The organism is Pseudomonas sp. A-R-19 (assembly GCF_019956575.1).
In the GTDB taxonomy this organism is placed as follows: domain Bacteria; phylum Pseudomonadota; class Gammaproteobacteria; order Pseudomonadales; family Pseudomonadaceae; genus Aquipseudomonas.
In genome coordinates this window covers 1-21,239 of sequence record NZ_JAHBDR010000093.1, presented here as the reverse complement: position 1 = coordinate 21,239, position 21,239 = coordinate 1, and the positions used below count along the sequence as shown (strand labels likewise).

The 21,239-nt window shown below is 59.6% G+C and carries 23 protein-coding genes, 1 tRNA gene and 1 pseudogene; 3 read left to right on the top strand and 22 right to left on the bottom strand.

What is annotated here, in order from left to right:
- Positions 1-34: 34 nt before the first annotated feature.
- From hisS to trmJ, 16 genes are all read right to left on the bottom strand, one after another.
- Complete coding sequence (gene hisS, locus KGA88_RS25865) at positions 35-1,324, bottom strand: histidine--tRNA ligase (RefSeq protein WP_110660895.1); 1,290 nt, start codon at positions 1,322-1,324, stop codon at positions 35-37.
- A gap of 36 nt (positions 1,325-1,360) precedes the next feature.
- Positions 1,361-2,470 carry a flavodoxin-dependent (E)-4-hydroxy-3-methylbut-2-enyl-diphosphate synthase gene (ispG, locus tag KGA88_RS25860; protein ID WP_003185136.1) on the bottom strand — a complete coding sequence of 370 codons (1,110 nt, stop codon included), beginning with the start codon at positions 2,468-2,470 and terminating at the stop codon, positions 1,361-1,363.
- 3 nt (positions 2,471-2,473) lie between these two features.
- Positions 2,474-3,508 (bottom strand): helix-turn-helix domain-containing protein, encoded by a 1,035-nt coding sequence (locus tag KGA88_RS25855; protein ID WP_223595178.1) that lies wholly within the window; start codon positions 3,506-3,508, stop codon positions 2,474-2,476.
- Positions 3,508-4,266: a type IV pilus biogenesis/stability protein PilW gene (pilW, locus tag KGA88_RS25850; RefSeq protein WP_223595176.1), complete on the bottom strand. Its 759-nt coding sequence runs from the start codon at positions 4,264-4,266 to the stop codon at positions 3,508-3,510. The genes KGA88_RS25855 and pilW overlap by 1 nt, the downstream gene beginning before the upstream one ends.
- Before the next feature lie 12 nt (positions 4,267-4,278).
- Positions 4,279-5,427: a 23S rRNA (adenine(2503)-C(2))-methyltransferase RlmN gene (rlmN, locus tag KGA88_RS25845; RefSeq protein WP_110660898.1), complete on the bottom strand. Its 1,149-nt coding sequence runs from the start codon at positions 5,425-5,427 to the stop codon at positions 4,279-4,281.
- Between the two features lie 28 nt (positions 5,428-5,455).
- A complete protein-coding gene (gene ndk, locus KGA88_RS25840) occupies positions 5,456-5,881 on the bottom strand; it encodes a nucleoside-diphosphate kinase (RefSeq protein WP_007916882.1) in 426 nt (141 codons plus the stop codon).
- A gap of 90 nt (positions 5,882-5,971) precedes the next feature.
- On the bottom strand, positions 5,972-6,172 hold the full coding sequence (gene iscX, locus KGA88_RS25835; RefSeq protein ID WP_223595173.1) for a Fe-S cluster assembly protein IscX: 201 nt from the start codon (positions 6,170-6,172) through the stop codon (positions 5,972-5,974).
- A gap of 14 nt (positions 6,173-6,186) precedes the next feature.
- Positions 6,187-6,528 (bottom strand): ISC system 2Fe-2S type ferredoxin, encoded by a 342-nt coding sequence (gene fdx, locus KGA88_RS25830; protein WP_110660899.1) that lies wholly within the window; start codon positions 6,526-6,528, stop codon positions 6,187-6,189.
- A 2-nt stretch (positions 6,529-6,530) separates the two neighbouring features.
- Positions 6,531-8,393 carry a Fe-S protein assembly chaperone HscA gene (hscA, locus tag KGA88_RS25825; protein ID WP_223595171.1) on the bottom strand — a complete coding sequence of 621 codons (1,863 nt, stop codon included), beginning with the start codon at positions 8,391-8,393 and terminating at the stop codon, positions 6,531-6,533.
- Between the two features lie 51 nt (positions 8,394-8,444).
- Positions 8,445-8,966: a co-chaperone HscB gene (gene hscB / locus KGA88_RS25820; protein WP_110660597.1), complete on the bottom strand. Its 522-nt coding sequence runs from the start codon at positions 8,964-8,966 to the stop codon at positions 8,445-8,447.
- A gap of 8 nt (positions 8,967-8,974) precedes the next feature.
- Entirely contained in the window at positions 8,975-9,298 is a 324-nt protein-coding gene (gene iscA / locus KGA88_RS25815) for an iron-sulfur cluster assembly protein IscA (RefSeq protein ID WP_003227904.1), read from the bottom strand.
- A gap of 34 nt (positions 9,299-9,332) precedes the next feature.
- Complete coding sequence (gene iscU, locus KGA88_RS25810) at positions 9,333-9,719, bottom strand: Fe-S cluster assembly scaffold IscU (protein WP_028620148.1); 387 nt, start codon at positions 9,717-9,719, stop codon at positions 9,333-9,335.
- Positions 9,720-9,820: 101 nt separating this feature from the next.
- Complete coding sequence (locus tag KGA88_RS25805) at positions 9,821-11,035, bottom strand: IscS subfamily cysteine desulfurase (RefSeq protein WP_008057730.1); 1,215 nt, start codon at positions 11,033-11,035, stop codon at positions 9,821-9,823.
- Between the two features lie 50 nt (positions 11,036-11,085).
- Positions 11,086-11,577 (bottom strand): Fe-S cluster assembly transcriptional regulator IscR, encoded by a 492-nt coding sequence (gene iscR / locus KGA88_RS25800; protein WP_007903581.1) that lies wholly within the window; start codon positions 11,575-11,577, stop codon positions 11,086-11,088.
- A 238-nt stretch (positions 11,578-11,815) separates the two neighbouring features.
- On the bottom strand, positions 11,816-12,592 hold the full coding sequence (gene cysE, locus KGA88_RS25795; RefSeq protein WP_223595341.1) for a serine O-acetyltransferase: 777 nt from the start codon (positions 12,590-12,592) through the stop codon (positions 11,816-11,818).
- A 2-nt stretch (positions 12,593-12,594) separates the two neighbouring features.
- Positions 12,595-13,365, bottom strand: coding sequence for a tRNA (cytosine(32)/uridine(32)-2'-O)-methyltransferase TrmJ (gene trmJ, locus KGA88_RS25790; RefSeq protein ID WP_103394285.1), 771 nt, complete (start codon positions 13,363-13,365; stop codon positions 12,595-12,597).
- 146 nt (positions 13,366-13,511) lie between these two features.
- On the opposite strand from trmJ, the gene suhB reads away from it, so the two are divergent.
- Complete coding sequence (gene suhB, locus KGA88_RS25785) at positions 13,512-14,330, top strand: inositol-phosphate phosphatase (RefSeq protein ID WP_008053258.1); 819 nt, start codon at positions 13,512-13,514, stop codon at positions 14,328-14,330.
- A gap of 261 nt (positions 14,331-14,591) precedes the next feature.
- Here the strand turns inward: suhB and KGA88_RS25780 are convergent, their stop codons facing one another.
- The 6 genes from KGA88_RS25780 to queA all read right to left on the bottom strand — a co-directional run bounded on the left by KGA88_RS25780 (position 14,592) and on the right by queA (position 20,692).
- Positions 14,592-15,140, bottom strand: a complete 549-nt coding sequence (locus tag KGA88_RS25780) for a glycine zipper 2TM domain-containing protein (RefSeq protein ID WP_103394284.1) — start codon at positions 15,138-15,140, stop codon at positions 14,592-14,594.
- A gap of 121 nt (positions 15,141-15,261) precedes the next feature.
- Positions 15,262-16,176, bottom strand: coding sequence for a protein translocase subunit SecF (gene secF / locus KGA88_RS25775; protein ID WP_110660599.1), 915 nt, complete (start codon positions 16,174-16,176; stop codon positions 15,262-15,264).
- Between the two features lie 9 nt (positions 16,177-16,185).
- Positions 16,186-18,054 carry a protein translocase subunit SecD gene (secD, locus tag KGA88_RS25770; RefSeq protein ID WP_110660600.1) on the bottom strand — a complete coding sequence of 623 codons (1,869 nt, stop codon included), beginning with the start codon at positions 18,052-18,054 and terminating at the stop codon, positions 16,186-16,188.
- Positions 18,055-18,118: 64 nt separating this feature from the next.
- Positions 18,119-18,454, bottom strand: coding sequence for a preprotein translocase subunit YajC (yajC, locus tag KGA88_RS25765; protein ID WP_007982729.1), 336 nt, complete (start codon positions 18,452-18,454; stop codon positions 18,119-18,121).
- 43 nt (positions 18,455-18,497) lie between these two features.
- Complete coding sequence (gene tgt / locus KGA88_RS25760; protein WP_160387208.1) at positions 18,498-19,613, bottom strand: tRNA guanosine(34) transglycosylase Tgt; 1,116 nt, start codon at positions 19,611-19,613, stop codon at positions 18,498-18,500.
- A 14-nt stretch (positions 19,614-19,627) separates the two neighbouring features.
- Positions 19,628-20,692, bottom strand: coding sequence for a tRNA preQ1(34) S-adenosylmethionine ribosyltransferase-isomerase QueA (gene queA, locus KGA88_RS25755; protein WP_223595169.1), 1,065 nt, complete (start codon positions 20,690-20,692; stop codon positions 19,628-19,630).
- Between the two features lie 108 nt (positions 20,693-20,800).
- Here queA and KGA88_RS25750 point away from each other — a divergent pair.
- Positions 20,801-20,885: transfer RNA gene (locus tag KGA88_RS25750), tRNA-Leu, on the top strand.
- Between the two features lie 148 nt (positions 20,886-21,033).
- Positions 21,034-21,239, top strand: a pseudogene (locus KGA88_RS25745) (hypothetical protein); the annotation flags it as partial.

Genomic DNA, 21,239 nt, shown 5'->3' with positions numbered 1-21,239 from the left:
CTCCTTAATCGCTAATTCGGCTGTTTAGACAGCTTCAACCCTGCACGACGCAGGTGGCCAGGTGTGCAGCAAGCGCATCCCAGGCAATGCTTTGTTGTTCGCCCTGGCCACGCAGGGGTTTGAAACCTACCACTTGCTGGGCCATTTCGTCGTCACCGAGGATCAGCGCATACAGCGCGCCGCTCTTGTCGGCCTTCTTGAACTGGCTTTTGAAACTGCCGGCGCCGGCATTCACTTGCAGGCGCAGGTTGGGCAACTGATCACGAACGCGTTCCGCCAGGGTCAGGCCGGCCAGTTCGGCGGCCTCACCGAAGGCGCAGAGGTAAACGTCGACCTGACGGGAGATCTCTTCCGGGATCTGCTCCAGGGTTTCCAGCAGCAGCACCAGGCGCTCGATACCCATGGCGAAACCTACGCCAGCGGTCGGCTTGCCGCCCATCTGCTCGACCAGGCCGTCGTAACGACCACCCGCGCACACGGTGCCCTGGGCGCCGAGTTTGTCGGTGACCCATTCGAAAACGGTCTTGCTGTAGTAATCCAGCCCGCGAACCAGCTTCGGGTTGATCACGTAAGGAATGCCGGCAGCATCCAGGCGAGCCTTGAGGCCCTCGAAATGCACACGGGATTCTTCGTCGAGGTAGTCGGCCATTTTCGGCGCATCGACCAATACCGCTTGAGTGTCGGCGTTCTTGGTATCAAGAACCCGCAGCGGGTTGGTTTTCAGGCGACGCTGGCTGTCTTCGTCGAGCTTGTCCAGATGCGCCGAGAGGTACTCGACCAGCGCTTCACGGTAGCGACCACGGGACTCGCTGGTGCCCAGGCTGTTGAGCTCGAGCTTGACCGCATCGCGGATGCCCAGCTCGCCCCACAGGCGCCAGGTCAGCACGATCAGCTCGGCGTCGATGTCCGGACCGTCGAGGTTGAACACTTCGACACCGATCTGGTGGAACTGGCGATAGCGGCCTTTCTGCGGACGCTCGTGGCGGAACATCGGGCCGATGTACCAGAGCTTCTGCACCTGGCCACCGCCGGTGATGCCGTGCTCCAGCACTGCACGCACACACGCCGCCGTGCCTTCAGGGCGCAGGGTCAGGGAATCGCCGTTGCGGTCGTCGAAGGTGTACATCTCTTTTTCGACGATGTCGGTCACTTCACCGATGGAGCGTTTGAACAGCTCGGTGAACTCGACGATCGGCATGCGGATCTGCTTGTAACCGTAGTTATCCAGCAGGCGCGAAACGGTGCCTTCGAAATGACGCCACAGGGGAGTCTGTTCGGGCAGGATGTCGTTCATGCCACGAATGGCTTGCAGAGACTTGCTCACTTTAAATCCTTAAATTCGTTCGGCGCGTCGTCGGGATCAGCCGCGCGCAATAACGGCAGCGTCAGCTTCGACCTTTTCGGCCGCTTTCTGGCGGATCAAGCGTTCAAGCTCATCCACCAGATTGTCATTCGTCAGTTTCTGCGACGGCTTGCCGTCGATGTAAATCAGGTTGGGCGTGCCGCCGGTCAAGCCGATATGGGCTTCCTTTGCTTCACCCGGGCCGTTGACCACGCAGCCGATTACCGCGACATCCAGCGGCACCAGCAGGTCTTCGAGGCGCCCTTCCAGCTCGTTCATGGTCTTGACCACATCGAAATTCTGCCGCGAGCAGCTCGGGCAGGCGATGAAGTTGATGCCACGGGAACGCAGGTGCAGGGACTTGAGAATGTCGTAGCCGACTTTCACTTCCTCGACCGGGTCGGCCGCCAACGAGATGCGGATAGTATCGCCAATCCCTTCGGCGAGCAGCATACCGAGGCCCACGGCGGATTTCACCGTGCCTGAACGCAAACCACCGGCTTCGGTGATGCCCAGGTGCAGCGGCTGGACGATTTCCTTGGCCAGCAGGCGGTACGCTTCGACGGCCATGAACACATCGGAGGCTTTCACGCTGACCTTGAAATCCTGGAAGTTCAGGCGCTCAAGGTGCTCGACGTGACGCAAGGCAGACTCGACCAGCGCCGCCGGGGTCGGCTCGCCGTATTTTTTTTGCAGGTCTTTTTCCAGGGAACCGGCGTTGACGCCAATACGGATCGGAATCCCGCGGTCACGGGCGGCATCGACCACCGCACGCACGCGGTCTTCGCGACCGATGTTGCCCGGGTTGATACGCAGGCAATCAACACCCAGTTCGGCTACGCGCAAAGCGATCCTGTAGTCGAAGTGAATGTCGGCAACCAAGGGGACTTTGACAAGCTGCTTGATCTTGCCGAAGGCTTCGGCGGCGTCCATGTCCGGTACGGAGACCCGCACGATATCGACGCCGGCCGCTTCCAGGCGATTGATTTGCGCGACAGTGGCCGCGACATCGTTGGTGTCGCTATTGGTCATGCTCTGCACAGCGATAGGCGCATCGCCGCCAACAGGCACGTTACCGACCCAGATCTTGCGGGATTCGCGACGTTTGATTGGAGATTCGCCGTGCATGACTTATTGACCCAACTTCAGGCGAGCAGTCTCGCCACTGGTGAACGGAGCGACATCAACCGGCTGGCCGTTGTAGCTGACCTGAGCGCCGCGGGCAAAGCCCAGGCGCACGGCGAACGGTGGTTTGCCATTGACTGCAAGGCTGTCGCCTTTGCGTTTGAGACCGCTGAACAGCACCTTGCCGCTACCGTCGGTCACTTGTGTCCAGCAATCTGAGGTGAACTGCACCTGGACCTGGCCTTGACCGGCCACTGGCGCGGCTGCCGCTGGAGCAGGAGCGACGGGGGCTACCGGTGCAGTCACCACCGGGGCCGTGGCGGCTGGAGCTGCCGGAGCCGGAGTTGCCGGGGTCACTGGCGCTGCCACAACGGGCGCGGTGGCGTGTGCGGGCGCGGCTGGATTGGCCGGTGCTACGGGGGCGGCTGGTGCAGTCGCCTGGGTTTCCACCGGTGCTTCAGTTGGAGCATCGGCCTGTGGCAGCGCGAGGGCGGTTCCGCCTTCGGCCTGACCTTCCACGACGGCCTGGTCTTCCGGCTCGTCCAGCGGATGAATCTGTGTCGTACCGTCGGCGCCTTCGACTTCCACGTGCTCTGGTGCCAGGCCGATCAGGTCCTTGGTGCGCATCGAGGTCTGATCCTGCCACCAGACGAAACCGCCGCCAATCACCGCGACCAGCAACAGCAGGCTGACGATTCGCAAAATGGTGTGGGAAACCCGAACCGGCTCTTCAATACGGCCCAGGCTGTGAACATTGCTGCCCTGGGAGTCGGTACCGGTGGATTGATCGAATTGCTGGACCAGAACGGCCTGGTCCATACCGAGCAATTTGGCATAGGCGCGAATGTAACCGCGGGCAAAGGTATGCCCGGGCAGCTTGTCGAAAGCGCCGGCTTCCAGATTGCTCAGGGAAGTGGTGGTGAGGTTGAGCTTGAGGGCCACTTCGGCCAGCGACCAGCCATTGCTTTCGCGGGCCTGGCGCAAGGTCTCACCGGGGTTTACGCGATTCGCTGCTACAACTTCGGGATGCGCCGCTTTCATCATTGCTCCGACAGGTATTGCTGATATTCCGGCGTACCGGGATAGAGTCTTTTTAGTTGCAGGCCTTTGCTTGCGGCCTTGTCGCGATCATCAAACACTTTTGCCAGCCGAACGCCGAGCAATAGACTACGTGCATTTTGCTCGGCAAGCAGGCTAAAACGATCGTAGTAGTCACGCGAGGGCACATAATGCCTGTCTTCGTAAGACAACTCAGCCATTTCCAGCAATGCACGAGGCTGTTGGCGGTTCAGGCGCAGGGCTTTTTCCAGTTGCTGCCGGGCCAGCTCACGCTCCCCCAGCATCGAAGCGGTCATGCCAAGGTTTTCGAAGACCCGTGAACGCTCAGGATACAGGGTATCGGCGGCGGCCTGCTGAAAGCGCTCGTAGGCTTCCTTGTAACGCTGTTGCTCAAACAGAAAACTGCCGTAGTTGTTGAGGATTCGTGCATCGGCGGGACGGGAAGACAGCGCCTTGCCGTAATGCTCGTCGGCCAGTTCCGGCTCCATTTCGGCCTGGAACACCAACCCCAGCGCAGCGTTGGCATCCGCATCCGAGCCATCCAGCTCCAGCGCCTTCTTCAACGGCACTTTTGCCCGCTCGGTCATGCCCTGCTGCAGATAACCGATGCCCAGCTGCACATACGCCTCGCGCGCTTCATCACGGCCCTTGCTGGTCTTCATCGGGTTGTAGTCACCCGAAAGCACGCAGCCAGCACACAGGCTGGCCAACAGCAAAAGCAGCGCAAAGCGCAGGGACATAGAGATCCTCTCTTAATTGTTGTTCGCAGTGCTCGAAGCAACATCGCTGTCGGCGTTCAATTCACGCACGGCGATATAACGTTCGCTGCGACGGGTGCGATCCAGCACCTGCCCTACCAATTGACCACAGGCCGCGTCGATGTCTTCACCACGGGTGGTGCGCACGGTGACGTTGAAACCGGCATGATGCAGCTGATCCTGGAAACGACGAATGGCGTTGTTGCTCGGCCGCTCGTACCCGGAATGCGGGAACGGGTTGAACGGGATCAGGTTGATCTTGCACGGGATGTTCTTGAGCAGCTCGATCATTTCGACCGCGTGCTCGACCTTGTCGTTGATGTCCTTGAGCAAGGTGTACTCGATGGTCAGCACGCGCTTTTCGCCCAGGGACGACATGTAGCGCTGGCACGACTCGAGCAGCATCTTAAGCGGATACTTCTTGTTGATCGGCACCAATTGGTTACGCAATGCGTCATTCGGTGCGTGCAGGGACAACGCCAGGGAGACGTCGATGTGCTTGGACAGCTCATCGATCATCGGCACCACGCCGGAGGTCGACAGGGTCACACGGCGCTTGGAAATGCCGTAGCCCAGGTCGTCCATCATCAGATGCATGGCCGCGACGACATTGTCGAAGTTCAGCAGCGGCTCACCCATGCCCATCATCACCACGTTGGTGATGGCACGGTCGACGGTTGCCGGGACGCTGCCAAAGGATTTGTTGGCAATCCACACCTGGCCAATGACTTCGGCGGCGGTGAGGTTGCTATTGAAGCCTTGCTTGCCGGTGGAGCAGAAACTGCAATCCAGGGCACAGCCTGCCTGGGACGAAACGCACAAGGTGCCGCGTTTGCCCTGGGGAATGTACACGGTCTCGACGCAGCTACCGGACGCCACGCGCACCACCCACTTACGGGTGCCGTCGCTGGAGATGTCCTCGCTGACCACTTCCGGACCACGGACCTCAGCAACAGCCTTGAGCTTTTCGCGCAAGACCTTGCTGACGTTCGTCATGGCGTCGAAATCATCGACACCAAAGTGGTGAATCCATTTCATTACCTGACCGGCACGGAAACGCTTCTCCCCGATTGAGTCGAAGAATTTTTCCATTTCCAGCTGAGTCAGACCCAGCAGGTTAGTTTTTACAGTCGATGTAGTCATGGATTCACCTTCACTCTTAAGCCAATGCTTAGCGAGTGGTTACTTCAGTAGCTGCGAAGAAGTACGAGATTTCGCGAGCGGCAGCGGCTTCGGAGTCCGAACCGTGCACAGCGTTGGCGTCGATGGAATCAGCGAAGTCAGCGCGGATGGTGCCGGCAGCAGCTTCTTTAGGGTTGGTAGCGCCCATCAGCTCACGGTTCAGAGCGATAGCGTTCTCGCCTTCCAGAACCTGAACGACAACCGGGCCGGAGATCATGAAAGCAACCAGGTCGCCGAAGAAACCACGAGCGCTGTGCTCAGCGTAGAAGCCTTCAGCTTCAGCTTTGGACAGTTGCTTCAGTTTCGAAGCTACAACGCGCAGGCCAGCTTTTTCAAAACGAGTGGTGATCTCGCCGATCACGTTTTTAGCAACGGCGTCAGGCTTGATGATGGAGAAAGTACGTTGAACAGCCATGGTGTAACTCCAGAAACGGTAATTTACGAAAAATTAAACCCGCGAATTATACGCGGGTTCTCGGGTATTGCCTAACAGCGTACGGTGCGTTCAGTCGGCTTCTTCGATCCAGGCTGCTTGAATCGCTTCAAGCACCTTCTCGCCGCCGCGGGCCGGATCATCACTGAACTCCGGCAATGCCAGCACCCATTGGTGCAGATCGACGAAGTTCACGTAACGCGGATCCACATCTGGCTTGGACTCAACCAGCTGGATCGCGATTTCTAGCACATCAACCCATTTAAGACTCATGACAATTCCTTGAATCAGTGCGGTGCTTCGGCTGCGTGGTTGAGCGAGTACTTCGGAATTTCGACGGTCAGGTCTTCAGTCCCGACTTTTGCCTGACAGGCCAGACGCGACTGGGCTTCCAGCCCCCAAGCCTTATCAAGATAGTCTTCCTCCAGCTCATCAGCCTCTTCCAGCGAGTCGAAACCTTCGCGAATCAGACAGTGGCAAGTGGTGCAGGCACAGACGCCGCCGCAAGCACTTTCCATCTCGATGTGGTGTTCGTGGGCCAGTTCAAGGATGGAGGTACCGGTTTCGGCCTCAACAACCATGCCTTCAGGGCAGAACTTCTCGTGTGGCAGAAAAATGACCTGCGGCATCGTTATTCCTCAATCTCGTTCAGGTTGCGGCCCGCCAGCGCGGCTTTCACGGTCGAATCCATACGACGGGCGGCAAAAGCGTCGGTCACTTGCGACAGACGCTTGGTCTGCTGCTCGATGGCGAAACCATCGGTACCTTTCATCAGTTCGGTCAGTTCCTGCACCTGCATGTCGATGACCATGCGCTCTTCCGCGTCGAGCAAGCGCTCGCCATCGACTTCAAGCGCAGCCTGCACGGCCTCAACCAGACGCTGGGCATCGACCTGCTGCTCGCGCAATACGCGGGCAACCTTGTCGTCGTTGGCGTGCTGGAACGAGTCCTTGAGCATCTTGGCGATTTCGCCGTCGGTCAGGCCGTAGGACGGCTTGACCTGGATGCTGGCCTCGACGCCCGAACCCAGCTCACGCGCGGAGACGCTGAGCAGACCGTCGGCATCGACCTGGAAGGTCACGCGAATCTTCGCCGCGCCAGCCACCATCGCCGGAATACCGCGCAATTCGAAGCGTGCCAGGGAGCGGCAGTCGCTGATCAGCTCGCGCTCGCCCTGCAACACGTGGATCGCCATGGCCGACTGGCCGTCTTTATAAGTGGTGAAGTCCTGGGCGCGGGCGACGGGGATGGTGGTGTTGCGCGGAATCACCTTCTCCATCAGGCCGCCCATGGTTTCCAGGCCCAGGGACAACGGAATCACGTCCAGCAGCAGCAGCTCATCGCCGTCGCGCTTGTTGCCCGCCAGGGTATCGGCCTGGATCGCAGCGCCGATGGCCACCACTTGATCCGGGTCGATTTCGGTCAGTGGCTGACGACCGAAGGCTTCCGCCACGGCTTCGCGAACACGCGGCACACGGGTCGAACCGCCAACCATGACGACCGCATGTACGTCTTCCAGCTCGACACCGGAATCACGAACAGCGCGACGGCAGGCTTTCAGGCTGCGCGCGACCATCGGTTCGATCAACGCATCGAAGGCTTCGCGGGTCAGCTTGGCTTTCCAGTCGCCGTGGGCCACTTCGACCGATGGGGCATTGGTCAGCGCTTCTTTGGCCGCACAGGCGGTTTGCAGCAGTTGACGCTGCGCACCCGGATCGAGATCGGCGGACAAACCGGCGCTCTCGATGATCCAGCCAGCAATGGCGTGGTCGAAGTCATCACCGCCCAGGGCGCTGTCGCCACCGGTAGCCAAAACCTCGAAGACACCGCCGGTCAGGCGCAGAATCGAAATATCGAAGGTACCGCCGCCCAGGTCGTAAATCGCGACCAGGCCTTCGGCGTGCTGGTCCAGACCGTAAGCCACGGCTGCCGCGGTCGGCTCATTGAGCAAACGCAGCACGTTCAGACCGGCCAGCTTGGCCGCGTCCTTGGTGGCTTGACGCTGAGCGTCGTCGAAATAGGCCGGAACCGTGATCACCGCACCTACCAGTTCGCCACCCAGGGTCGCTTCAGCGCGCTGACGCAGGACCTTGAGGATATCGGCAGAGACTTCGACAGGGCTTTTCGGCCCCTGGATCGTCTCGATGAACGGCATGTGCGACTCGCCACCGACAAAGCGGTACGGCAACTGATCACCAAGCTGCTTGACGTCGGACAGACCACGACCCATCAAGCGCTTGACCGACAGCACGGTGTTCAAGGGATCGGTAGCGGCAGCCAGTTTGGCGGATTCGCCAACTTCGACGCGATCAGCGTGATAGCGCACGGCAGACGGCAGGATGACCCGCCCTTCTGCGTCGGCAAGCGGCTCGGAAAGACCACTGCGCAATGCAGCGACCAGCGAATTGGTAGTGCCCAAGTCGATCCCCACAGCCAGACGACGCTGGTGCGGTTGAGGACTTTGGCCGGGTTCGGCGATCTGCAGTAGGGCCATCGTTATCAGGACTTATCTGTATATCAGGCGTGCGACCGGAGCGGCACTGGGTTAATCGTCGAGGCGCTCTTCTAACTGGCGCACTTCGTAGGTGAGCTTGTCGAGGAACTGCATGCGCCGCATCAGGCGTTCGGCCTTTTCGCGTTGCGCGGCATCGTTCCAGCAAGCTGCGAAGCTTTGGTTCAGTTCATCCTGGGCAGCCTTCAGGCGACGCTTGAAGACGGCAACGCCCTTGAGGTCGGCGCTGTCCTGCAGGTCTTCGAGCTCTTCACGCAACTCCATCTGCTGCAGAAGAAACTCCGGATCATGCACCGTGACCTCCAGCGGCAGCTCGCCACCATTCAAGGCGAGCAGGTAACGCGCGCGCTTGGGTGGGTTCTTGAGCGTCTGGTAGGCCTCGTTGAGGCTCGCGGATTGCTCTAGCGCCAGCCGCTGCTCACGCTCGGAAGCGTCGGCAAAGCGGTCCGGATGAACACTGCGCGCCAACTCACGGTAGCGCGTAGCCAGCTGGTCGAGGTCCAGATCGAAACTCGGTTGCAGCTCAAATAAAGCGAAATGACAAGGAGTTCCCACGACAAGCCTCAGATGTTGAAGCTTTCGCCGCAGCCACATTCACCGCGCACGTTGGGGTTGTTGAACTTGAAGCCTTCGTTCAACCCTTCCTTGACGAAATCGAGCTCGGTGCCGTCCAGGTAGGCCAGGCTTTTCGGGTCGATAATCACTTTTTCGCCGTGACTTTCGAACACCTGGTCCTCTGCAACCACCTCGTCGACAAACTCCAGCACGTAGGCAAGGCCGGAACAGCCCGTGGTGCGAACACCCAGACGAATCCCTTCACCTTTGCCGCGCCCGTCGAGGGAGCGCCGCACGTGTCGAGCAGCCGCTTCTGTCATGCTGATAGCCATCGGTGACTCCTTACTCGTCGCCAAAACTCGAAAATCAGATCAAGCCTTTCTTCTGCTTGTAATCGCGAACGGCGGCCTTGATGGCGTCTTCAGCGAGTACCGAGCAGTGGATTTTCACTGGCGGCAAGGCCAGTTCTTCAGCCAGCTGGGTGTTCTTGATGGTTTCCGCTTCGTCCAGGGTCTTGCCCTTCATCCACTCGGTGGCGAGGGAGCTGGAAGCGATAGCCGAACCGCAGCCGTAAGTCTTGAACTTGGCATCTTCGATGATGCCGGCTTCGTTGACCTTGATCTGCAGGCGCATCACGTCGCCGCACGCCGGCGCGCCGACCATGCCGGTGCCGACATCAGGATCTTCCGCGTCCATCTTGCCGACGTTGCGCGGGTTTTCGTAGTGGTCGATGACCTTTTCGCTGTAAGCCATGATTCTCAATCCTCACTCATCAGGGCCGCTCTTGAGACCCTGTAGTTGCGCTGCGTTTACTGCCGCGCTGCTACAGGACCTGTATCCGGCGGCTTCTATAGTTAGTGTGCCGCCCACTCGATCTTCGAGATATCGACGCCGTCTTTGTACATGTCCCACAGCGGCGACAAAGCGCGCAGCTTGGTAACGGCCTCGCAGACTTTCTGCGCGGCGTAATCGATTTCTTCTTCGGTGGTGAAGCGGCCGAAGGTGAAGCGGATCGAGCTGTGCGCCAGTTCGTCGTTGCGGCCCAGGGCGCGCAGTACGTACGAAGGTTCCAGCGAAGCCGAGGTGCAAGCCGAACCGGACGAAACCGCCAGATCCTTGAGCGCCATGATCAGCGACTCGCCTTCAACGTAGTTGAAGCTCAGGTTCAGGTTGTGCGGAACGCGGGCGGTCAGGCTGCCGTTGACGTACAGCTCTTCCAGGTGCTCGACCTGCTTGTAGAAGCGGTCGCTCAGGGCCTTGATGCGCACGTTCTCGGCAGCCATGTCTTCCTTGGCTACGCGGAACGCTTCACCCATGCCGACGATCTGGTGAGTGGCCAGGGTACCGGAACGCATGCCACGCTCGTGACCGCCACCGTGCATGGTCGCTTCGATACGTACGCGCGGCTTGCGGCTTACGTACAGGGCGCCGATGCCTTTAGGACCGTAGGTCTTGTGGGCGGAGAACGACATCATGTCGACTTTCAGCTTCTGCAGGTCGATCTCGACCTTGCCAGTGGACTGAGCAGCGTCGACGTGGAACAGGATGCCCTTGGAACGCAGCAGTTCGCCGATCGCCGCGATGTCGTTGATGGTGCCGATTTCGTTGTTCACGTGCATGACCGAAACCAGGATGGTGTCGTCGCGCAGTTCGGCTTCGATCATCTCCGGGGTCACCAGGCCATCAGTGCGAGGCTCGATGTAGGTCACTTCGAAGCCTTCACGCTCCAGTTGGCGCATGGTGTCGAGGACAGCCTTGTGCTCAATCTTGGTGGTGATCAGGTGCTTGCCTTTGGTGGCGTAGAAATGTGCCGCACCCTTGATTGCCAGGTTGTCGGACTCGGTGGCACCGGAGGTCCAGACGATTTCGCGCGGATCGGCATTGACCAGATCAGCCACCTGACGACGAGCGTTTTCGACGGACTCTTCAGCTTTCCAGCCGAACACGTGGGAACGGGACGCCGGGTTACCGAAGTTTCCGTCGACCAGCAGGCATTCACTCATCTTTTGCGCGACACGCGGATCAACCGGGGTAGTCGCAGAGTAATCAAGGTAAATCGGCAATTTCATGGACTATCTCCTAAATCAGGCTGGCTGGCGCGCCGTTAGCTCTGTGGCTGTCATTCGACGGCGGACGCTTCAATCTTGTCCAGGCGTGGCGCCTTGCTGTTGCAACGGCGTTGATCCTGACGCTGGGCTACTTCTTGCACCTCACGGCGAGTCACAAGGTCAGCCAAGCTGATACCGCTCAGAAATTCGTGGATCTGCAGGCTTAGATCGCACCACAAGTGGTGAGTCAGGCAGGTGTCACCTTGATGGCAATCACCCTGGCCTTGGCATTTGGTGGCATCGACCGACTCGTTCACCGCATCGATCACCTGGGCGACCTGGATGCCCTGCATGTCGCGGGACAGCTGGTAGCCGCCGCCTGGACCGCGGACGCTGGACACCAGATTGCTGCGGCGCAATTTGGCGAAAAGCTGTTCGAGGTAGGACAGGGAGATGCCTTGGCGCTCGGAGATATCGGCCAGGGACACGGGCCCGTGCTGCGCGTGCAACGCCAGGTCAAGCATGGCGGTCACGGCGTATCGGCCTTTTGTAGTCAGTCGCATGGACAATTACCACGGAGTTCGGAATGGGGCGAGTATGCAATTCCCGAGTATTTAAGTCAACTATAAGACCTAGTACTTTAGTCAGGTTTACCCGCAAAAGAGCGGCCGCATCATAGCAAAGGCTGGCCGTGTACAGCCAGTGGTACCGAGTTATCGTTCTTCGCGAGCAAGCCCGCCCCCACAGGGGACAACACAAATCCTGCGGGAGCGGGCTTGCTCGCGAAGGGGGCGACGCGGTCTAGCTGACCTGACTCTGATCCTTGTCCTTCACACAGGCAAAGTCTTCTTCGCGCAGTTCAGGCAGATCTTTCGCACAGTAATTACTGCCCAGATCCTTCAGCGCCCCGCACATCCCCTCCAGGCGACCATCAACCGCCTGCAGATGATCGAGCAATTGGTTGATGGCACGCGCCACCGGGTCCGGCATGTCTTCAGTGACGCCGTAGGCATCAAAACCGATCTTCTCGGCCATGGCCTTACGCTTGGCATCCAGCTCGACGTCGGGCTTGACGATGATCCGCCCCGGAATACCCACCACAGTTGCACCCGGCGGCACTTCCTTGGTCACCACCGCATTGGAACCGACCTTGGCCCCGGCACCGACAGTGAACGGCCCGAGTACCTTCGCGCCCGCCCCGACCACGACGCCATCACCCAGCGTCGGGTGGCGCTTGCCTTTATTCCAACTGGTACCGCCCAGGGTCACGCCCTGATAAATGGTGACGTCATCGCCGATCTCGGCGGTTTCACCGATGACGATGCCCATGCCATGGTCAATGAAGAAGCGTCGACCGACCTTGGCACCCGGATGAATCTCGATCCCGGTCAACCAGCGACCGAAGTTCGACACCAGTCGCGCCAGCCATTTCAGGTCCGCGCGCCACAACATCGACGACAAACGGTGTATCCAGATGGCATGCATGCCGGGGTAGCAGGTCAGGACTTCAAAAGCGTTACGCGCCGCCGGGTCTCGGTGGAATACGCTCTGGATATCTTCACGCAAACGCTCGAACATCATTAATCCTTCCGCTTAAGGAGCTCACCACGGGCCGCTTTTTGGGTTTCCGTGAGGATGCCACGCAAAATATTCATTTCCGCCCGGCTGACCGAGCTGCGTCCGTACAACCGGCGCAGGCGCGCCATCAAGTGCCGTGGCTTTTCCGGATCGAGGAATTCGATGGCCACCAGGGTCTGCTCCAGGTGCTCATAGAATCGTTCCAGCTCGTCCATGGTCGCCAGCTCAGCGCTTTTGACCGAAGCCACTTCTTCCTTCTCGACCTTGCTCGGCTGCCCTTGGGCTGCCAACCAGGACATGCGCACTTCATAACCCAACACCTGCACCGCCGCCCCCAGGTTCAGCGAGCTGAACTCAGGGTCTGATGGGATGTGCACGTGATAATGACATCGCTGCAGCTCTTCGTTGGTCAGGCCGGAATCTTCACGACCGAACACCAGGGCGATTTCCGCGCCCTGCCCGGCTTCCTCGACCACTTTCGTTCCGCATTCGCGGGGGTCGAGCAGCGGCCAGGGAATCCGCCGGTCGCGAGCGCTGGTGCCGAGCACCAGGTTGCAACCGACCAAGGCATCTTCCAAGGTGGCGACGACTTGCGCGTTTTCAAGGATGTCCCCGGCACCGGAAGCACGGGCATCGGCCTCGTGGTGCGGGAACAGGCGAGGCTCGACCAGCACCAGCCGCGACAGCCCCATGTTCTTCATGGCACGCGCAGCCCCGCCGATATTGCCCGGATGGCTGGTATTGACCAGGACGACACGAATGTTTTGCAGCAAGGGAGGCGCTCTCGAACACGATAATCGGGAGCGGAATCTTACAGCGCCAGCTACCGTTAAGCCATGAAAGCGAACGTCGTCCTTCTCCTGTAGAAACTTTCTGATAGAATGCCCGGCTTTCTTTAACAACCTTAGGTGACACATCCATGCAGCCCATGCTGAATATCGCGCTGCGCGCCGCCCGCAGCGCCAGTGAATTGATCTTCCGCTCCATCGAGCGCCTGGATACCATCAAGGTCGACGAAAAAGACGCCAAGGATTACGTATCCGAGGTGGATCGCGCCGCCGAACAGAAAATCATCGACGCCCTGCGCAAGGCTTACCCGAATCACTCGATCTTGGGCGAAGAGACCGGCATGCACGCCGGCACCGGCATCGAAGGCGAAGAGTACCTGTGGATCATCGATCCGCTGGACGGCACCACCAACTTCCTGCGCGGCATTCCTCATTTCGCTGTCAGCATCGCCTGCAAATACCGCGGTCGCCTGGAGCACGCTGTTGTTCTGGACCCGGTTCGCCAGGAAGAATTCACCGCCAGCCGTGGTCGCGGCGCTCAACTGAACGGTCGTCGCCTGCGCGTCAGCGGCCGCACCAGCCTCGACGGCGCCCTGTTGGGTACCGGCTTCCCGTTCCGTGACGACCAGATGGACAACCTCGACAACTACCTGGGCATGTTCCGCGCCCTGGTTGGCCAGACCGCCGGCATCCGTCGTGCTGGTTCGGCGAGCCTGGACCTGGCCTACGTGGCTGCCGGCCGTTTCGACGCGTTCTGGGAGTCGGGCCTGTCCGAGTGGGACATGGCGGCAGGTGCACTGCTGATCCAGGAAGCGGGCGGCCTGGTGAGCGACTTCACCGGCGGTCACGACTTCCTTGAAAAAGGCCACGTCGTTGCCGGCAACACCAAATGCTTCAAGGCCGTTCTGACGGCAATCCAGCCGCACCTGCCAGCCTCGCTGAAGCGCTAAGCTTCCCGCGACAGAAAAAGCACCCTTCGGGGTGCTTTTTTTATGCCTGGAAATCACCCTCAAAAACACCACACGCCCACTGTAGGAGCGAGCTTGCTCGCGATGGTCGTCAACGATAACGCGGGCATTCTGGATGAACGCGGCGCCCTCAGGTTCTTCGCGAGCAGGCTCGCTCCTACAGGGGATTGCGCTGATGCATAAATCGCGAGCACAAAAAAAAGCACCCCGCAGGGTGCTTCTTTTTAATCAGGCTTCAGCAGATCACTGAGCCGGCTCATTCTGCGACAAGATCAACTTGCCTTCCTTATCCACCGGAATCTGGTTGCCTGGATCACGATCCATGCGCACCTTGCCTTCCTTGCCATCCAGCGAATACCGCACGTCGTAGCCTACGACCTTGTCACTGATGTCGTTAACCGTGTTACAGCGGGTCTGGGTCGTGGTGTAGGTATCACGCTCCTGCATGCCTTCCTGCACCTTGTTGCCGGCATAACCACCACCGACAGCGCCCGCGACCGTGGCGATCTTCTTGCCGGTACCGCCACCGATCTGGTTACCCAGCAAACCACCTGCCAATGCACCGACCACCGTACCGGCGATCTGATGTTGATCTTTCACCGGCGCCTGCCGGGTGACCGTTACATCCTTGCACACTTCACGTGGAGTCTTGATTTGTGTCTTGACCGGCTCAACGGCGAGTACTTGTGCGTACTCCGGGCCGCTTTTAACCAGGCTGTAGGTGGCCACAGCACCCCCGGCAGTCACACCGACAGCACCCAGTACAGCACCAACCAGCATCGACTTGTTCACATGAACCTCCTGGACCATCACATGCGGAACGTGTCCGCGCTTCTCCCAGCCTTGGAGCACAAAAAAAGGCGCGAGTTCAACTCGTGCCTTTTTTGGATGACAGCCTATAAGGATTTTTCCCTCAAGGGCGGTCGTCGACTTCCTTCTCGGTATTGACCGGAGGAATCAGGTCTTCCGTACTCAGGTTCAGCCAGATCAGCACCACGTTCGCGATGTAGATCGACGAGTAAGTACCCGCCAGGACACCGATGAACAGGGCAATGGAGAAGCCAAACAGGTTGTCGCCACCGAAGAACAGCAGGGCCGCGATCGCCAGCAAGGTGGAGATCGACGTCGCCATGGTCCGCAGCAGGGTTTGCGTGGTCGAGATGTTGATGTTCTCGATCAGGCTGGCCTTGCGCAGCACACGGAAGTTCTCACGAACCCGGTCGAATACCACGATGGTGTCGTTGAGCGAATAACCGATGATCGCCAGTACCGCCGCCAGCACCGTCAGGTCGAAGGTGATCTGGAAGAACGACAGGATACCGATGGTCACGATCACGTCGTGGATCAGGGAAACGATCGCACCGACCGCAAACTTCCACTGAAAGCGGAAAGCCAGGTAGATCAGGATGCCGCCCAGCGCCATCAGCATGCCGAGGCCGCCCTGGTCGCGCAGCTCTTCACCCACCTGCGGGCCGACGAACTCGACGCGCTTGACCGTCGCCGGGTTCTCGCCGCCGACCTTCTGCAAGGCTTCGGCTACCTGGTGACCCAGTTGCGGGTCTTCGCCAGGCATGCGCACCAGCAGGTCGGTGGTGGCACCGAAGTTCTGCACGATAGCTTCGTGATAACCCGATTTCACCAGCTGCTCACGCACCTGGGTGACGTCGGCCGGACGCTCGTAGGTCAGCTCGATGAGCGTACCGCCGGTGAAGTCCAGGCCCCAGTTCATGCCCTTGGTGGCGACACTGAACAAGGCCAGCGCCGTAAGGAACAATGTGACGCCGAACGCGAAGTTGCGAACGCCCATGAAGTTGATTGTACGTAACATGGCAGCCCCTTAAATCCACAACTTCTTGAAGTCACGACCGCCGAAGATCAGGTTGACCATCGCGCGGGTCACCATGATGGCCGTGAACATCGAGGTAAAGATCCCGAGGGACATGGTCACTGCGAAGCCCTTGACCGGGCCGGTGCCCATGGCAAAGAGGATGCCGCCGACCAGCAAGGTGGTCAGGTTGGCGTCGAGAATCGCGGTGAATGCCCGGCCGAAGCCTTCGTTGATTGCCCGCTGGATGGTCATGCCCGCAGCGATCTCTTCACGAATCCGCGAGAAGATCAGCACGTTGGCGTCGACCGCCATACCCATGGTCAACACGATACCGGCGATACCCGGCAGGGTCAGCGTTGCACCCAGCAGCGACATCAGGGCCAGCAGCATCACCATGTTCACCGCCAGTGCGACGGTGGCGATCAGGCCGAAGAAGCGGTAGATGGCCATGATGAACAGCGAGACGAACAGCATGCCCCACAGCGAAGCGTCGATACCCTTGGTGATGTTGTCCGCACCCAGGCTTGGACCGATGGTGCGCTCTTCAGCGAAGTACATCGGTGCAGCCAGACCACCGGCACGCAGCAGCAGCGCCAGTTCGGACGACTCGCCCTGACCGTTCAGGCCAGTGATGCGGAATTGAGCACCCAGCGGCGACTGGATGGTCGCCAGGCTGATGATCTTCTTCTCTTCCTTGAAGGTCTGGACCGGCACGTCTTTCTCGACGCCGTTGACCATTTGCTTGGTGTAGGTGGTCACCGGACGCTGTTCGATGAAGATCACCGCCATGCTGCGACCGACGTTCGAACGGGTCGCACGGCTCATCAGCTCACCGCCGTGACCATCCAGGCGAATGTTCACTTCCGGCGTGCCATGCTCGCCGAAGCCAGCCTTGGCATCAGTCACCTGGTCACCGGTGATGATCAGGCCACGCTCGATCAGCGCAGGAGGACGCTTGCCTTCGCGGAACTCGAATTCCTCGGAAGTGGCTTTCGAAGCGCCAGGCTCAGCGGCCAGACGGAACTCGAGGTTGGCCGTCTTGCCAAGGATACGCTTGGCTTCTGCGGTGTCCTGCACGCCCGGCAGCTCAACCACGATGCGGTTGGCGCCCTGGCGCTGGACGATCGGTTCGGCAACACCCAGCTCGTTGACGCGGTTACGTACCGTGGTCAAGTTCTGCTTGATGGAGTATTCGCGGATTTCCGCCAGCTTGGCCGGGGTCATCGCCAGACGCAGTACCGCCTGACCATTGAGGTCGGCCGGAACAATGTCGAAATCGTTGAAGTTCTTGCGGATCAGCACACGGGCCTGTTCACGGCTGTCTTCATCAGCGAAGCCCAGTTGGATGGCACCGTTGAGTTGCGGCAGGCTGCGATAGCGCAGTTTCTCTTTACGCAACAGGCTCTTTACATCGCCTTCGTAGACTTTCAGGCGTGCGTCGAGGGCTTTGTCCATGTCCACTTCCAGCAGGAAGTGCACACCACCGGACAAGTCCAGACCCAGCTTCATAGGGTGCGCAGCGAGGTTGCGCAGCCATTGCGGGGTGGTTTGTGCCAGGTTCAGTGCAACGACGTAGTCATCACCCAATGCCTTGCGTACAACGTCCTTGGCCGGCAGCTGGTCTTCAGCCTTGGTCAGGCGAATCAGCCCGCCCTTGCCGTTGGCAGCCAGCGTGGCAGCCTTGACGTTGATCCCGGATTCCTTGAGCGCAACGCTCACGCGATCCAGATCAGCCTGATTGACCTGCAGCGCAGTGCTTGCACCGCTGACCTGAATGGCCGGGTCATCAGGATAAAGATTGGGAGCGGAATAAATCAGACCGACCGCCAGCACCGCCAGGATCAGAATGTATTTCCACAGAGGATATTTGTTCAGCATCACGCCGCCCGTTTATGACGCGGGGCGCCTTGCGCGCCCCGTCGATTGAAGATGAAGTTGAAACTTAGATCGCTTTCAGCGTGCCTTTTGGCAGCGTGGCAGCGATGGCGCCTTTCTGGAATTTCATTTCGACGGTGTCGGAAACTTCCAGAACGACGAAATCGTCTGCAACTTTAGTGATCTTGCCGGCGATGCCGCCAGTGGTCACAACTTCGTCGCCTTTTTGCAGGCTGCTCAGCAGGTTTTTCTGCTCTTTGGCGCGCTTGGCCTGTGGACGCCAGATCATCAGGTAGAAGATGACCAGGAAACCGACCAGGAAAATCCACTCAAAACCGCCACCCATTGGGCCTGCAGCAGGTGCAGCAGCATCAGCCATGGCATTCGAGATAAAAAAGCTCATTTAGCACTCCAGTTGCAAATGTTGAATCTTGGGGTCAGAAAACTCAGTCCAAAGGCGGAACAGGTAACCCGCGTTTGGCGTAGAAGGCATCGACAAAGGCGGCCAATGTACCCTGTTGAATAGCCTCGCGCAAACCAGCCATAAGCACTTGATAATGGCGCAAGTTATGGATGGTATTGAGCATGCTTCCCAGCATTTCGCCGCACTTGTCCAGGTGATGCAGATAAGCGCGGGAGAAGTTCTGGCAGGTATAGCAATCGCAGGTCGGATCGAGCGGCGAATCATCATGGCGATGGAACGCGTTTCGGATCTTCAGCACGCCGGTATCAATGAACAGATGCCCATTGCGGGCATTACGGGTTGGCATCACGCAATCGAACATGTCCACACCGCGGCGCACACCCTCAACCAAGTCTTCCGGTTTGCCAACGCCCATAAGGTAACGAGGTTTGTCAGCCGGCATCATGCCCGGCAGATAATCCAGCACCTTGATCATTTCGTGTTTGGGCTCGCCCACTGACAGGCCGCCGATGGCCAGGCCGTCGAAGCCGATCTGGTCGAGGCCTTCCAGGGAGCGCATGCGCAGGTCCTGGTGCATGCCGCCCTGAACGATGCCGAACAGTGCCGCCGTGTTCTCGCCATGGGCTTCTTTCGAACGCTTGGCCCAACGCAGGGACAATTCCATGGAGATACGCGCGACGTCTTCGTCAGCCGGGTACGGCGTGCACTCGTCGAAAATCATCACGATGTCGGAGCCCAGGTCACGCTGGACCTGCATCGACTCTTCCGGGCCCATGAACACCTTGGCGCCGTCGACCGGGGAAGCGAAGGTCACGCCCTCCTCCTTGATCTTGCGCATGGCGCCCAGGCTGAACACCTGGAAACCGCCGGAGTCGGTCAGGATCGGGCCTTTCCACTGCATGAAATCGTGCAGGTCGCCGTGCTTCTTGATCACTTCCGTGCCCGGGCGCAGCCACAGGTGGAAGGTGTTGCCCAGAATGATTTCAGCGCCGGTCGCCTCGATATCCCGTGGCAGCATACCCTTGACCGTGCCGTAGGTGCCCACCGGCATGAAGGCCGGGGTCTCGACGGTACCGCGCGGGAAGGTCAAACGACCGCGACGAGCCTTGCCATCAGTGGCCAGCAGCTCGAAAGACATACGACAGGTGCGACTCATACAGTTTCCTCGGGGCCCGATTCTTTAGGGGCAGTCGGCGCAGGATTACGCGTGATGAACATCGCATCACCGTAGCTGAAAAAGCGGTATCCGTTGTCGACCGCGGCCCTATAGGCAGCCATGGTTTCGGGATAACCGGCGAACGCCGAAACCAGCATCAACAGCGTGGATTCGGGCAAATGGAAGTTGGTGACCAGGGCATCGACCACATGAAACGGCCGGCCAGGGTAAATGAAAATGTCTGTATCGCCGCTGAACGGCTTGAGCACGCCATCGCGGGCGGCGCTCTCCAGGGAACGCACGCTGGTGGTCCCCACCGCCACCACGCGACCACCGCGAGCGCGGCAGGCGGCCACGGCATCGACCACGTCCTGGCCGACTTCCAGCCATTCAGTGTGCATGTGGTGGTCTTCAAGCTTCTCGACGCGCACCGGCTGGAACGTGCCAGCACCGACGTGCAGGGTCACGAACGCAGTCTCGACGCCCTTGGCGGCAATCGCCTCCATCAGCACCTGATCGAAATGCAGCCCCGCCGTCGGCGCCGCCACCGCGCCCAAACGCTCGGCGTAGACCGTCTGGTAACGCTCGCGATCGGCGCCTTCGTCCGGGCGGTCTATATAAGGAGGCAGCGGCATGTGCCCGACACGGTCGAGTAGCGGCAACACCTCCTCGGCGAACCCCAGCTCGAACAACGCATCGTGCCGCGCCAGCATCTCGGCCTCGCCACCGCCGTCGATGAGGATCTTCGAACCAGGCTTGGGCGACTTGCTGGACCGCACATGCGCCAGCACGCGATGACTGTCGAGCACCCGCTCCACCAGGATTTCCAGCTTGCCGCCGGAAGCCTTCTGGCCAAACAGCCGCGCCGGAATCACCCGGGTATTGTTGAACACCATCAAATCGCCGGGGCGCAAATGCTCCAGCAAATCAGTGAATTGACGGTGTGCCAGGGCGCCGCTGACCCCATCCAGGGTCAACAGGCGACTATTGCGCCGCTCGGCCAGCGGATGGCGGGCGATCAGCGAATCAGGGAGCTCGAAAGTAAAGTCAGCAACGCGCATGATGGGGTGTCGTCTAGCAGGGCCGGGAAGTCTAGCGGAAATATCAAAAATTCTCCATGTACCTGATTGACCAGCGGTTATCTCATCTCTATACTTCGCCGCCATTGAGCCCTGATGGCGGAATTGGTAGACGCGGCGGATTCAAAATCCGTTTTCGAAAGGAGTGGGAGTTCGAGTCTCCCTCGGGGCACCAAAATTAAGAAAGGTCTTGCTTTGCAAGGCCTTTTTTTTCGCCTGCAATAAAGTGCCTGACACCCCACCACCCTGTGGGAGCCAGCCTGCTGGCGATTTTTTGATCCTCGCACCCTCGGTCAGTAAGACACTCATCAAGGATTCCCCCCATGGAATTGCACCTGGAAACCGTTGCCCTCTTCTCCCTGAAACTGGCTTATGAGTCGGAAGGTCAGAGCCCGATTTTGCGGGATGACTTGGTGATGGGGGATTACCAGCGGGATGTGTTTGAGTTGCTGGTGCGGCGGGGGGATGTTGAGGGGATTCAGTTGAAGGTGGGTGAGTGTGTGGGGTTGGCGTTGGAGGCTGTTGGGGG